This is a genomic window from Azotobacter beijerinckii (assembly GCF_900110885.1).
Classification (GTDB): domain Bacteria; phylum Pseudomonadota; class Gammaproteobacteria; order Pseudomonadales; family Pseudomonadaceae; genus Azotobacter; species Azotobacter beijerinckii.
Genome location: NZ_FOFJ01000028.1, coordinates 25,270 through 37,559, shown reverse-complemented (window position 1 = coordinate 37,559; position 12,290 = coordinate 25,270). Strand labels below are relative to the sequence as shown.

Here is a 12,290-nt window from a genome sequence, read left to right as displayed (position 1 = left end):
GTGTCGAACGTCACCGATAGGGGAAGAGCCCAGTGCTCTTCCCCTATTTCGTATCTGAGAAGGGGTTTTTGCAAAACTGAGTGTTGCGTTCCTGGCAGACCTCCTGCCGAGTGCGACAAGGTCGAAGCGGACGCCAGGACAGTTCTGCAAGGCCCCCTGGAGGTTGTACATGGAAAACCTGGATGCACTGGTCTCGCAAGCGCTCGAGGCCGTGCAACATAGCGAAGACGTCAACGCCCTGGAGCAGCTCCGGGTCCACTACCTCGGCAAGAAGGGCGAGCTGACCCAGCTGATGCAGACCCTGGGCAAGCTCTCGGCCGAGGAGCGCCCGAAGGCCGGCGCCCTGATCAATGCCGCCAAGAGCAGCGTTCAGGATGCCCTCAATGCGCGCAAGGCCGACCTCGAGTCCGCCGCGCTGGCCGCCAGGCTGGCCGCCGAGCGCATCGACGTGACCCTGCCAGGGCGCGGCCAGGCGTCCGGCGGCCTGCATCCAGTGACCCGTACCCTCGAGCGCGTCGAGCAGTTCTTTACCCACATCGGCTACAGCGTCGCCGAGGGCCCGGAAGTCGAGGACGACTACCACAACTTCGAGGCCCTCAACATCCCCGGCCACCACCCGGCGCGGGCGATGCACGATACCTTCTACTTCAATGCCAACATGTTGCTGCGTACCCATACCTCGCCGGTCCAGGTGCGCACCATGGAAAGCCGTCAGCCGCCGATCCGTATCGTCTGCCCGGGGCGGGTCTACCGTTGCGACTCGGATATCACCCACTCGCCGATGTTTCACCAGCTCGAGGGGCTGCTGATCGACGAGGGCATCAGCTTCGCCGACCTCAAGGGCACCATCGAGGAGTTCCTTCGGGTGTTCTTCGAGAAGCCGCTGGGCGTACGTTTCCGTCCCTCGTTCTTCCCCTTCACCGAGCCCTCCGCCGAGGTCGATATGCAGTGCGTGATGTGCGGCGGTCACGGTTGCCGCGTATGCAAGCACACCGGCTGGCTGGAGGTGATGGGCTGCGGCATGGTGCATCCGAACGTGCTGCGCATGTCCGGCATCGACCCGGAAAAGCACCAGGGCTTTGCCTTCGGTATGGGGATCGAGCGGCTGGCCATGCTGCGCTACGGGGTGAACGACCTGCGCCTGTTCTTCGACAACGATCTGCGCTTCCTCGCGCAATTCCGCTAGGGCCGCAACCGTAACCGAATTCTTTGGGAGAACAGGATGAAATTCAGCGAACAATGGCTGCGCGGTTGGGTCAACCCGCAGGTATCCCGCGACGAACTGGTGGCCCGCCTGTCCATGGCCGGTCTCGAGGTCGACAGCGTCACGCCGGTGGCCGGTGCTTTTTCCGGCGTGGTAGTGGGCGAGATCCTCTCCACCGAGCCGCACCCGGATGCCGACAAGCTGCGCGTCTGCCAAGTGAGCAACGGCAGCGAGACTTTCCAGGTGGTCTGCGGTGCGCCCAACGCCCGTCCGGGAATCAGGATTCCCTTCGCCATGATCGGTGCGGTGCTCGGCGAGGACTTCAAGATCAAGAAGGCCAAGCTGCGTGGCGTGGAGTCCTTCGGCATGCTCTGCTCGGCGGCCGAGCTCAAGATCAGCGAGGAAAACGATGGCCTGCTGGAGCTGCCGGCCGCTGCGCCGGTGGGGCAGGACATCCGCACCTACCTCAACCTGGACGATGCCAGCATCGAGGTGGACTTGACCCCCAATCGTGGCGACTGCCTCTCCCTGGCCGGCCTGGCCCGCGAGGTAGGCGCCCTCTATGGAGTTCCTGTCGCCCGCCCGTCGATCACCGCGGTGCTGCCAGTGCATGACGAAGTGCGTCCGGTCGAAGTGCTGGCCCCCCAGGCCTGTCCGCGTTATCTGGGGCGAGTGGTGCGCAATGTCGATCTGTCGCGTCCAACCCCGGCATGGATGGTCGAGCGCCTGCGCCGCTCCGATGTCCGCGCCATCGACCCGGCGGTTGACGTCACCAACTACGTGATGCTTGAGCTGGGCCAGCCGATGCATGCCTTCGATCTCGCCGAAATTCATGGCGGCATCCGCGTACGGATGGCGGAGGAGGGCGAGAAGCTGGTCCTGCTCGACGGTCAGGAGGTCAGCCTGCGTGCCGATACCCTGGTGATCGCCGACCACCAGCGCGCCCTGGCCATTGCCGGCGTGATGGGCGGCGAGCACAGCGGTGTCGCTACCGGTACCCGCGACCTGTTCCTCGAAAGCGCCTTCTTCGACACTATCGCCATCGCCGGCAAGGCCCGTTCCTACGGCCTGCACACCGATGCCTCGCACCGTTTCGAGCGCGGCGTCGACTGGCAGCTGGCCCGCGAAGCCATGGAGCGTGCCACCGCGCTGCTGCTGGAGATCGTCGGTGGCGAGCCCGGCCCCATCGTCGAGGTGGCCGATCAGTCGAGTCTGCCGCAGGTGGCGCCAATCACCTTGCGTGCGGAGCGCATCGAGCAGATGCTCGGCTTGCGGATGGAGGCTGCCGAAGTCGAGCGCCTGCTGGTCGCGCTGGGCCTGAAGGTCGGCGGCGGTGCGGCTGGTGAGTGGCAGGTCGAGGTGCCCAGCCATCGTTTCGATATCAGTCTCGAAGTGGACCTGATCGAAGAGCTTGGGCGCCTGCATGGCTACAACAACCTGCCGGTCCGCTACCCCCAGGCGCGTCTGGCTCCGCAGGCACGCGCCGAAGCCCGTGGCGAACTGCCGGTGCTGCGCCGTCTGCTGGTCGCGCGCGGCTACCAGGAGGCGATCACCTACAGCTTCATCGATCCCAAGCTGTTCGAGCTCTTCACTCCGGGCGTCGAGCCGCTGACTCTGGCCAACCCGATCTCCGCGGACATGGCCGCCATGCGCGCCTCGCTCTGGCCGGGACTGGCCAAGGCGCTGCAGTACAACCTGAACCGCCAGCAGTCCCGCGTGCGTCTGTTCGAGAGCGGCCTGCGCTTCGTCGGCCAACTGGGCGATCTCAAGCAGGAGCCCGTGCTGGCTGGCGCCATTACCGGCAGCCGCCTGCCGGAGAGCTGGAGCCATGGTCGGGAGGCGGTGGACTTCTACGATGCCAAGGCCGATGTGGAGGCTCTGCTCGCGGCTGTCGGGGCTGCCGACGAATACCACTTCGTCGGCGGCGAACATCCCGCGCTCCATCCGGGACAGACGGCGCGCATCGAGCGCGAGGGGCGTCTGGTCGGCTTCCTGGGCGCACTGCATCCCGAGCTGGGCAAGGCGCTGGGGCTGGATCAGCCGGTCTTCCTGTTCGAACTGGTCCTGGCGGAAATTGCCGCCGGTCGTTTGCCGGCCTTCCGCGAGCTTTCGCGCTTCCCCGAAGTACGCCGGGATCTGGCACTGATCGTCGATTCTGAAACCGCAGCGGAAGCCGTACTGCAGGCCATTCGCGAGGCGGCCGGGGAATACCTGAGCGACCTCCGGCTGTTCGACGTCTATCAGGGGAAAGGCATTGATCCACAACGAAAAAGCCTGGCGGTCGGCTTGACCTGGCAACATCCATCGCGCACTCTTAACGATGATGAGGTGAACACCACAACTCAGAACATCCTCACCTCGCTGGAAGAAAGGTTCAACGCGACGTTAAGGAAGTAACGTATGGGGGCTCTGACGAAAGCCGAGATGGCAGAACGTCTCTATGAGGAGCTTGGCCTGAATAAACGGGAAGCCAAGGAGTTGGTGGAGCTGTTTTTCGAGGAGATCAGGCAGGCACTGGAGCACAACGAACAGGTCAAGTTGTCCGGTTTCGGCAATTTCGACCTGCGCGACAAGCGCCAGCGGCCCGGCCGCAACCCCAAGACGGGGGAAGAGATCCCGATTACAGCGAGGCGTGTCGTCACCTTTCGTCCAGGGCAGAAGCTGAAAGCCAGGGTTGAAGCCTATGCTGGAACCAAGCCATAACGACGAACTGCCTCCCATACCCGGGAAGCGCTACTTCACCATCGGCGAGGTCAGTGAGCTCTGTGCGGTCAAGCCGCATGTGCTGCGTTACTGGGAGCAGGAGTTCCCCCAGATCAATCCAGTCAAGCGTCGGGGCAATCGGCGTTACTATCAGCGTCAAGATGTTCTGATGATCCGGCATATCCGGGCCCTGCTGTACGAGCAGGGCTTCACCATCGGTGGGGCGCGCCTGCGCCTCTCCGGCGACGAAGCCAAGGAAGATACGACCCAATATCGGCAATTGATCCGGCAGACGATCACCGAGCTTGAGGATGTCCTCTTGGTCTTGCGCAAATAGCTGGAACCGCAAAAAAAACTTCCACTTTTCAGATGCTTAATATATAGTTTGACCCGCTCCAGCAAGCTGGAGCGTCAAGTCGGGGCGTAGCGCAGCCTGGTAGCGCACTTGCATGGGGTGCAAGGGGTCGAGTGTTCGAATCACTCCGTCCCGACCAATAAATTCAATGACTTAGGCCGGTTGAGCAATCACCGGCCTTTTTCATGTCTGCGATTTGGCTGTTCTGGTGACCGTATGGTGACCGTTTGTACTTGGCTAGTAACAGCAGCACTTGGGGCTTGGCGCGGCTCTACAGGATGTTAGCTTGGCGTCACGGCTCACTGCTAGGAGAGAGCGGTGCGTCTGCCGAATGAGGCTTTAGGTGGGTCTGCAGCATGTAGCTGAACGGAACGGCGATCTCTTCTTCACGCATTGGGTCTGCTTGATGGTGTTGGGTGAGACGCAGAGTGGTTGTCTCGCTGCCTTCTGCCTGCCGTCGAATACGAAAAATGTGTCCCATCGATTTGGCTGATCAGCTTCATGAGCTGCCAAGTTTTTGTGCCGCTGGCGTAGAGTGCAGGAAACATGGCCTGCGACCGCTCGCAAGATCAGGGGCCGCGCAAGACCAGTGCACAGATCGCCCAGATGCTGGGCGTGAGCCAGCGCAAGATCGACAACCTCAAGCGGCGTCCTGATTAGCAATGATGCTCAGCCATCCCGAATCACCCGCAGGGGGTGTGGCGGGCAACGCGCGACCGCCACGAGGAGTCGCGCAGGCAGCGTGCGCAGATCGAATCGGCGGTTGAAACGGAAGGCTCCGGCCCAGCGAGCCCCTGCCAAAGCCACGCCATCGCACCCGGCAGCCGAATGCGCTCAACTTCGATGTGCGTACCTTGCTGTACCAACTGGTTGGCGTCGATTTGATCCAGATACATGGCATCGGCCCTTATCTGGCTTTATGGCTAATCGCCGAGTGCGGCACGGACCTGAATCGCTGGCATACCGCCCATCACTTCACGTCCTGGTTGACCCTGGCGCCTGGCAGCCGTATCAGTGGCGGCAAGGTCCTTTCCGCGCACACGCGAAAAACCAATAACCGGGTCACCGCGCATCTCCGTTTGGCTGCCGCTGCGATTGGGAGAACCAATACCGCGCTGGGTGCCTTTTATCGACGCTTGTCAGCGCGCATCGGCAAAGCCAAGGCAGTCACCGCTACCGCCCGCAAAATCGCCATCCTGTTCTACAACGCAATGCGTTTTGGTATGGCGTATCAAGATCCAGGCGTCGATCACTATGAGCAGAAGTACCGGGAGCGGGTGGTTAAGGGGCTGCACCGTCGAGCAGCGGAGTTTGGCTTCACGCTACAGCCGGCGCAGGGTGTTTCTTAGGAGGCTACCGCGCTCTTGATGTCCGACTCGCTCGATCGGTGAGCCTGATCGGCATGCTGAGCACGCAATTGCCGGTCATCGAGCTATGCCTGACCTTCGGCGTTGGACGTAGCAGCTATTACCAGCAACGCAGCCGGCAGGCCCGGCGCAATCCCCGCCGGGATCGCCTGCGGGCCAGGCTGGTCGTGCTGCACGAGCGTAGCCGGGGCTCGGCAGGAGCCCGCACACTGGCAGCCGCGCTACGCAGTGAAGGCCACGCCGTTGGCCGTTACAAGGCGGCCCGCCTGATGCGGGAGGCCGGTGTGGTCAGCACGCAGCAGCGTCGCCATCGTTATCGACTGGCCGTGGAGGAGTCCGTGATTGCACCCAATCATCTGCAGCGCCGCTTTGATGTGAGTGTCCCCAATCAGGTCTGGTGTGGTGATGTGACGTAGATACCGTCGGCGAATTCAAAGCCCTCCAGGAGCCAATCGCGCGAATCGGGAGGTGCGTGTGATGGCCTGCCCGCGACCGTCCAGCCATTGGACAACCCTTGCCACATTGATGCCTACCGCTGCCAGTGTCTGTTGCAGCGCAGGAGACGGAGGGCTATGGCGTGCCGTTCGGGTTCGAGCAGTATCGGGGGCTGGCCAGGCTCCTCTGCGAACTCAAGGGCAAGGCCATCATCAGCCTGAACGACCACTCTGCGATTCGGGAGTGCTTCGCGGCCTACCACATCGAGGCGACGGACACTCGATACGCGGTCGGTGGGGGGAAGGGAAGTGATGCGAAGGAGGTGCTGATTTTCAGCTGGGACATACAAGGCCGAGCTGGCGGGGCTGTTTTGAAATTCTTTTGTCGCACGAGCAATGAGGGGCGCGTCGTTTATCGCGCCAAACCGCGCCAAGTTTCGCGCGCCCCTACAGCTACAGTCAGTAGTTGACGGCTCGAGTCTCTTGAGGCGCGACCCATAAAATTTTTCATCTAACCCCTTGTGCAGGAAAACTTTTTCTGTAGAATGCGCGCCATCTTCGGAGCGTAGCGCAGCTTGGTAGCGCGTCTCGTTCGGGACGAGAAGGTCGCTGGTTCGAATCCAGTCGCTCCGACCATATCCCGCCTCTAGATTTGATACTAGAGGAACCGGTAAAGCCCGCCTTGTGCGGGCTTTTTCGTTTCCGGCAGGCCGTACTTTTGTGGCTGAAAGTTCCTCTGCACGTTGATCGCAGTAAACGAAACGACTGCCTCGAGACAAGCAGCGTGCTCGATGTCGTTTGACGCGAGCGTGGCAGTGCCGTCAGTTGTGGTGGCTTGCTTCGTTTTCCCCTTCGGCCAGCAATTGCGGTGTGTTCAGGTTGGCTAGCCGGGGGTCCTCTGAAGGGCATTGCAGGGCTGTGGCCTTGTGTGCCAGGAGGGCCCGGCGCGGACTGCGTTCGCCATCTTGCCAGGCTCGCTCAAGGGCTGGTCCCAAGCTCTTGGGCAACAGGCAGAACAGGGGTTCCCACTGTTCGCCTTGGCGTAGCAGCAGAGGCTGGCCTGGGTGGTCGGCGGCATTCTGGCGCATGCTGTACAGCAGCCCTGCATCGAGCCGTGGCGCATCGCAGGGCAGTACCAGCAGCCAGGGATTCCGGGCTGCCGCCAGTCCGGCGCGGATGCCGGCTAGAGGCCCGGGGAAGTCGGGGCTGTCGTCGTGCACCAGGCGGTCGGCATAGGCCGCATAGCGTTCGGTATTGCGATTGCAGGAAACGATCAGCTCATCGGTGAGCGGTCGGGTCAGCGCATGCAGATGGGCGATCAACGGTTTGCCGCGCCATTCCAGCAGCCCCTTGTCTCGACCGCCCATGCGCTGTCCGCGACCGCCGGCCAGCAGCAGCACGGAGCAGGGGGGCAGGGCAGTAGGGACAGTCATCGGATGGCTCCAGCGATGGCGTATGGTATAACTCCGGCCCGACTTCTCGACAACACTGGAAGGCAGCATGAGTCACAAGGTTGAGGCGGCCTTCGTGCCGTTGAACATCGCAGTATTGACTGTCAGCGACACCCGCACTCTGGCAACCGACACCTCTGGTCAACTGCTCGTCGAGCGCCTGAGCGCGGCCGGACACAGGCTGGCCGCGCGGCTGCTGCTCAAGGACGATTTGTACCACATCCGTGCTGTGGTCGCCGCCTGGATCGCCGACAAGGATGTACAGGTCGTGCTGATCACCGGCGGAACCGGTTTTACCGGCCGCGACAGTACCCCCGAAGCGGTGGCCTGCCTGTTCGACAAGCAGGTCGACGGTTTCGGCGAGTTGTTCCGGCACATTTCCATGGCCGAGATCGGTACCTCCACCGTGCAGTCCCGCGCGCTGGCCGGTCTGGCCAATGGCACCCTGGTCTGTTGCCTGCCGGGCTCGACCGGCGCGTGCGCAACGGCTTGGGACGGCATCCTGGCCGAGCAGTTGGACGCCCGCCATCGGCCGTGCAGCTTCGTACCCCATCTGAAACCGGTACCGCTCTGCGAGACACGTGGGTAGGACGATGAAAAAGTCCGCACTGATGTCCGTCGAAGAGGCTCTCGAATGCCTGCTGCAACTGGCCGAGCGGGAGCCGATCGGCGAGTCCGAGCGGGTTGCGCTGGATGATGCCGATGGGCGTGTGCTGGCCGAACCCCTGATCTCTCCCCTGGATCTGCCGCCCTGGCCGAATAGCGCTATGGACGGTTACGCCCTGCGTCTGGCCGACTGGACGGGCGAGCCGCTGACGGTCAGTCAGACGATTTTCGCCGGGCAGGCCCCGGAACCCTTGCGGCCCGGCACCTGTGCACGAATCTTTACCGGGGCCCCGGTACCGGAGGGGGCGGACTGCGTCGAGCTGCAGGAAAACACCGAGCTGCTCGAGGACGGGCGGGTATGCTTCGCCCAGGCCCTGCGTCCGCGGCAGCACATCCGCGAGCAGGGTCAGGAGACCCGCCGCGGCGACACCGTACTGGCCGCCGGCAGTCGTCTGGGGCCTGCGCAATTGGGGCTGGCCGCATCCCTGGGGGCCACAGAGTTGACGGTGCGGCGGCGGCCGCGAGTGGCGCTGCTGTCCACCGGCGACGAACTGGTCGAGCCGGGGCGGCCGCTGGGCCCGGGGCAGATCTACAACAGCAACCGTACCCTGTTGCACAGCTGGCTGAAGCGCCTGGGCTGTAATGTGCTGGATGCTGGCATCCTGCCCGACGACCCTCAGCTGACCCGCGCTCGCCTCGGCGAACTGGGGGGCGCCGACCTGATTCTCTCGACCGGCGGCGTGTCGGTCGGCGAGGCGGACTGCCTCGGTCAGATCCTGCGCGAGGAGGGCGAGTTGGCCTTGTGGAAGCTGGCGATCAAGCCGGGCAAGCCGCTGACCGTCGGTCGTTACCGGGGCATCCCGGTGGTCGGCCTGCCGGGCAACCCGGCCTCCTCGCTGGTCACCTTCGCCCTGCTGGCTCGGCCCTATCTGCTGCGTCGTCTCGGTGTACAGGCCGTGGCGCCGCTGACTTTTCCGGTGCCGGCCGGTTTCGTCTGGAGCAAGCCCGGCAAGCGCCGCGAGTATCTGCGCGCACGCCTGGGGGAGGGGCGGGCCGTGCTCTATCCGAACCAGAGCCCTGGCGTGCTGCTCAGTGCCGCCTGGGCCGATGGGCTGGTCGAGATCCCCGAGAACACGACCTTGGCCGAGGGGGATCCGGTGTGCTTCATCCCCTTGAGCGAAGTGCTGGGCTGACGCTCCGTACGGAACGGCACCGGCTATCCTCCGGCTGTCCATACCGGTAGGGAGCATTTCCGAGGTGGCGATGGGTGAGCGCAAGGCATGGCTGGTGCTGCATGGTCGGCAAGCGACGAACGAGGAGTTGCGGGCCGCCGTCCTCGCCCGGCGCAAGGCCGGCTGGGAGATTGCCGTGCGTCTGACCTGGGAGGCCGGCGATGCCCGCCGGCTGGTCGAAGAGGGGCTGGCGGCCGGCTATCCGACGCTCGTCGCCGGCGGTGGCGACGGCACCTTGCGCGAGGTGGCGGAAGCCATGGCTCTGGCCGGCACTGATGCCAGTCTGGCGATCCTGCCGCTGGGCACGGCCAACGACTTCGCCCGGGCGGCGGGCGTGCCCTTGTCTCCGGCGGAGGCCCTGGCCCTTCTGGAGGTCGCGCCCAGCCCGGTGGATCTCGGCGAGGCGGATGGCCAGCTGTTTCTCAACATGGCCACCGGCGGCTTCGGCTCGAAGGTCACCGCCAGCACCCCTGAAGAGTTGAAGAAGGCCCTCGGCGGGGCGGCGTACCTGCTTACCGGGCTGACCCGTTTCCCCGAACTGGGTGCCTCCTTCGGACGTTTCCGCGGGCCGGGTTTCCGCTGGGAGGGCGAGTTTCTCGCGCTGGGCATCGGCAACGGGCGCCAGGCCGGCGGTGGCAACCTGCTCTGTCCCGAGGCGCTGGTAGACGACGGTCTGCTCGATCTGTGCATCGTGCCGGCGCCGGAGGATGCGGGAAGTCCGCTCAGCACCCTCGGGACGCTGATTTCCCTGCGCATTCTCGGCGTGGAAACCATCTCCATCGGTGCGCGCCTGCCGTGGGTCGAGATCGAGGTGCCGGAAGGTCTGGACCTGAACCTGGACGGCGAGCCGGCAAACAGCCAAGCCTTGCGTTTCAGCGTTCGTGCGGGCGCGCTGCGGATGCATCTTCCGCCCGATTCGCCGCTCTTGCGCGGCAATGCCGGGTCGGCAATTGCAGGGGGCCGATAAGGCGCCCCTGCGTACTGACTGATCGCTATTGATCGTCGAAATAGCGCTCGTGCCACTCCACCAGGGGTTGCGGAGCGTTGAGCTTGTGTCCGTAGATCACCGAGTAGGACAGCACGTTCTGCACGTACTGGCGGGTTTCGTCGAAGGGGATGCTTTCTACCCAGACGTCGAAGGCCAGATGATCGGCGCCGCGCAGCCACTGGCGCACACGGCCGGGGCCGGCGTTATAGGCGGCGGAAGCGAGCACCCGGTTGCCGCCGAACTGGGCATGCACCTGGCTGAGGTAGGCCGCGCCGAGCTGGATATTGGTGTCCGGGTCGTAGACCTGGCTCGGTGAACTCAGCGGGATGCCGAACTTGCGCGCGGTTTCCTGGGCGGTGGCCGGCATCAGCTGCATCAGACCGCCGGCGCCGACACCGGAGCGGGCATCGTTCATGAAAGCGCTTTCCTGGCGGGTGATGGCGAACACCCAGCTCGAATGCAGGCCGCGACTCTGGGCGGCGCGGGTCATGCTGCCCTGGTGGGCCATCGGGAAGCGAATCTCCAGATCGTCCCAGTACTGCGCCTGGCTGATGGTGCGGATGGCCGGGAAGTACCAGCCCATGTCGTAGGCCAGCCTGGCCTGGGCGACCATTTCCTCGCGGCTGAACAGGCGACTGACGTGATACCACTCGCGGCGCGCGTCGACGATCTGTCCCCGGGCGTAGAACTCCAGGGCCCGGCGGATGCCCGCGGCGTTGCGGACCTTCTGCACCACCCGGGGATCCAGTGCCATCGGCTTGTGGTTCAGCTGGTAGGGCACCTGGAGGCGATCGGCGGCGAGAAAACCGTAGAAATCCCGTTCGCGGGCGACCGGCTGGTAGAGTCCGGTCGCCTGTTGGCTATGCGGCTGAGCCAGTTGCAGGCTGCGTGCCTGCCAGTAGCGCCAGCGGTTGCTGCTGGCGAGTTCCTGGGGCATCCGGCTGGTCAGGCGATAGGCCTCGTCCCAGCGGCCGAGGCGCAGCAGCAGGCGGGCGCGCCATTCGGCCACGATCTTGTCGCGCAGTTCCGGATCGTATTCGGCCATCACCTCGAGGGCCCGGCTGTCGAAGCGCTTGGCCAGGGTCAAACCGATTTCCCGGGCGATCGCCACCTTCTCTTCACCGGAGAACGGCATGCGCCGAGCGTAGCCGTCGAGCAGGGCCAGGGCCTTGTCCGGGTCCTGGCGGGCCATGCGGCGCAGGCCGAGCCCGACCACGTCGGCTATCCGCTCGCTCGCCGGCGCGAAGCGCGAGTCCTGGCTCAGCAGCAGTTGCGGCTTCTGCCCCACCTCCACCATCAACAGGCCTTCGCGCTCGAAGGCGGGGGCGCTTTTCGCCAGGTGGGTGGCCAGGCCGTAGTTGCCCGCGTCGGCGGCCAGCCGGAGGCGTTGCCAGCGCTTCTGGTCGGTCAGTTGGCCGTCGGCGGCCCAGAGTCCGAACAGTGTGTCGCAGGCTTCGGGTTGCGATTTGCCGACCAGCCAGAACTTCTCGGCGGTCGCATAGCCTTCGGCCTTATGGCCGTGGCCGAGCTGGTACTGGCCGTACAGGCAGTCCAGCTCGGTGAAGTTCAAGGCCGGGTCGTAGTAGTCGACGAAGGTCCGCCAGTCGCCGCGCTCGGCCAGCCAGCGCAGCCAGCGCAGTTTCATCCAGCCGACCTGTGGCAGGTCGCCATGTTCGGCGAGGAATTTCTCGATTTCCTCGTCGCTGGCGCTCTTCAGCCGGGCGGTCAGTTCGTCGTAGGCCAGATAGGGCTCCAGCGGATAGTCGCGCAGGGCCTGGCGGTTGCGCAGGTAGGGGCCGGCATCACCCCTGGCCAGCGCCTGCTTGGCCTGGTCGTAGAGGATGCGCTGCTCGCCGAGCGATGCTGCCTCGGCGCGAGTGGAGGCCAAGGGGATCAGGGACAGGCAGAAAAACAGGCTGAGCAATCGACTGCGCATGGCGCTTCTCGGGG

At 64.5% G+C, this 12,290-nt stretch carries 11 protein-coding genes, 2 tRNA genes and 2 pseudogenes; 12 read left to right on the top strand and 3 right to left on the bottom strand.

Going from position 1 to position 12,290, the window contains the following annotated elements:
- The first annotated feature begins 169 nt into the window (after positions 1-169).
- From pheS to BMY22_RS14390, 5 genes are all read left to right on the top strand, one after another.
- A complete protein-coding gene (pheS, locus tag BMY22_RS14410; protein WP_090623199.1) occupies positions 170-1,186 on the top strand; it encodes a phenylalanine--tRNA ligase subunit alpha in 1,017 nt (338 codons plus the stop codon).
- Positions 1,187-1,222: 36 nt separating this feature from the next.
- Positions 1,223-3,601 (top strand): phenylalanine--tRNA ligase subunit beta, encoded by a 2,379-nt coding sequence (pheT, locus tag BMY22_RS14405; protein WP_090623196.1) that lies wholly within the window; start codon positions 1,223-1,225, stop codon positions 3,599-3,601.
- A gap of 3 nt (positions 3,602-3,604) precedes the next feature.
- Positions 3,605-3,907, top strand: coding sequence for an integration host factor subunit alpha (gene ihfA, locus BMY22_RS14400; protein WP_011913482.1), 303 nt, complete (start codon positions 3,605-3,607; stop codon positions 3,905-3,907).
- Positions 3,888-4,244 carry a MerR family transcriptional regulator gene (locus tag BMY22_RS14395; protein ID WP_090623194.1) on the top strand — a complete coding sequence of 119 codons (357 nt, stop codon included), beginning with the start codon at positions 3,888-3,890 and terminating at the stop codon, positions 4,242-4,244. The genes ihfA and BMY22_RS14395 overlap by 20 nt, the downstream gene beginning before the upstream one ends.
- Positions 4,245-4,324: 80 nt before the next feature.
- Positions 4,325-4,401 (top strand) — tRNA-Pro (locus BMY22_RS14390).
- A gap of 517 nt (positions 4,402-4,918) precedes the next feature.
- Here BMY22_RS14390 and BMY22_RS23830 read toward each other — a convergent pair.
- Positions 4,919-5,045, bottom strand: a pseudogene (locus tag BMY22_RS23830) (IS1595 family transposase); the annotation flags it as partial.
- Between BMY22_RS23830 and BMY22_RS14385 the strand changes: the two are divergent.
- The 4 genes and pseudogenes from BMY22_RS14385 to BMY22_RS14370 all read left to right on the top strand — a co-directional run.
- A pseudogene (locus tag BMY22_RS14385) lies at positions 5,045-5,611 on the top strand (transposase); the annotation flags it as partial. The pseudogenes BMY22_RS23830 and BMY22_RS14385 overlap by 1 nt on opposite strands.
- Before the next feature lie 38 nt (positions 5,612-5,649).
- A complete protein-coding gene (locus BMY22_RS14380; RefSeq protein WP_090623192.1) occupies positions 5,650-6,045 on the top strand; it encodes an IS3 family transposase in 396 nt (131 codons plus the stop codon).
- A 161-nt stretch (positions 6,046-6,206) separates the two neighbouring features.
- Entirely contained in the window at positions 6,207-6,533 is a 327-nt protein-coding gene (locus tag BMY22_RS24905; RefSeq protein WP_244158873.1) for a DNA adenine methylase, read from the top strand.
- 89 nt (positions 6,534-6,622) lie between these two features.
- Positions 6,623-6,699 (top strand) — tRNA-Pro (locus BMY22_RS14370).
- A gap of 185 nt (positions 6,700-6,884) precedes the next feature.
- On the opposite strand, the gene mobA is transcribed toward BMY22_RS14370, so the two are convergent.
- Entirely contained in the window at positions 6,885-7,496 is a 612-nt protein-coding gene (mobA, locus tag BMY22_RS14365) for a molybdenum cofactor guanylyltransferase MobA (protein ID WP_090623190.1), read from the bottom strand.
- Between the two features lie 67 nt (positions 7,497-7,563).
- Between mobA and moaB the strand changes: the two genes are divergently transcribed.
- The 3 genes from moaB to yegS all read left to right on the top strand — a co-directional run bounded on the left by moaB (position 7,564) and on the right by yegS (position 10,319).
- On the top strand, positions 7,564-8,103 hold the full coding sequence (gene moaB, locus BMY22_RS14360) for a molybdenum cofactor biosynthesis protein B (protein WP_090623188.1): 540 nt from the start codon (positions 7,564-7,566) through the stop codon (positions 8,101-8,103).
- A 4-nt stretch (positions 8,104-8,107) separates the two neighbouring features.
- Complete coding sequence (locus BMY22_RS14355) at positions 8,108-9,313, top strand: molybdopterin molybdotransferase MoeA (RefSeq protein ID WP_090623186.1); 1,206 nt, start codon at positions 8,108-8,110, stop codon at positions 9,311-9,313.
- 70 nt (positions 9,314-9,383) lie between these two features.
- Positions 9,384-10,319, top strand: coding sequence for a lipid kinase YegS (yegS, locus tag BMY22_RS14350; RefSeq protein ID WP_090623184.1), 936 nt, complete (start codon positions 9,384-9,386; stop codon positions 10,317-10,319).
- Positions 10,320-10,344: 25 nt separating this feature from the next.
- On the opposite strand, the gene BMY22_RS14345 is transcribed toward yegS, so the two are convergent.
- Positions 10,345-12,276: a transglycosylase SLT domain-containing protein gene (locus tag BMY22_RS14345; RefSeq protein ID WP_090623182.1), complete on the bottom strand. Its 1,932-nt coding sequence runs from the start codon at positions 12,274-12,276 to the stop codon at positions 10,345-10,347.
- Positions 12,277-12,290: the final 14 nt, after the last annotated feature.

Excerpts from the sequence above, each read along its gene's own strand:
- pheT (WP_090623196.1), top strand. The coding sequence starts at position 1,223 with ATGAAATTCAGCGAACAATGGCTGCGCGGTTGGGTCAACCCGCAGGTA.
- ihfA (WP_011913482.1), top strand. The coding sequence starts at position 3,605 with ATGGGGGCTCTGACGAAAGCCGAGATGGCAGAACGTCTCTATGAGGAG.
- pheS (WP_090623199.1), top strand. The coding sequence starts at position 170 with ATGGAAAACCTGGATGCACTGGTCTCGCAAGCGCTCGAGGCCGTGCAA.
- BMY22_RS14355 (WP_090623186.1), top strand. The coding sequence starts at position 8,108 with ATGAAAAAGTCCGCACTGATGTCCGTCGAAGAGGCTCTCGAATGCCTG.
- moaB (WP_090623188.1), top strand. The coding sequence starts at position 7,564 with ATGAGTCACAAGGTTGAGGCGGCCTTCGTGCCGTTGAACATCGCAGTA.
- BMY22_RS14395 (WP_090623194.1), top strand. The coding sequence starts at position 3,888 with ATGCTGGAACCAAGCCATAACGACGAACTGCCTCCCATACCCGGGAAG.
- mobA (WP_090623190.1), bottom strand. The coding sequence starts at position 7,496 with ATGACTGTCCCTACTGCCCTGCCCCCCTGCTCCGTGCTGCTGCTGGCC.
- yegS (WP_090623184.1), top strand. The coding sequence starts at position 9,384 with ATGGGTGAGCGCAAGGCATGGCTGGTGCTGCATGGTCGGCAAGCGACG.
- BMY22_RS14345 (WP_090623182.1), bottom strand. The coding sequence starts at position 12,276 with ATGCGCAGTCGATTGCTCAGCCTGTTTTTCTGCCTGTCCCTGATCCCC.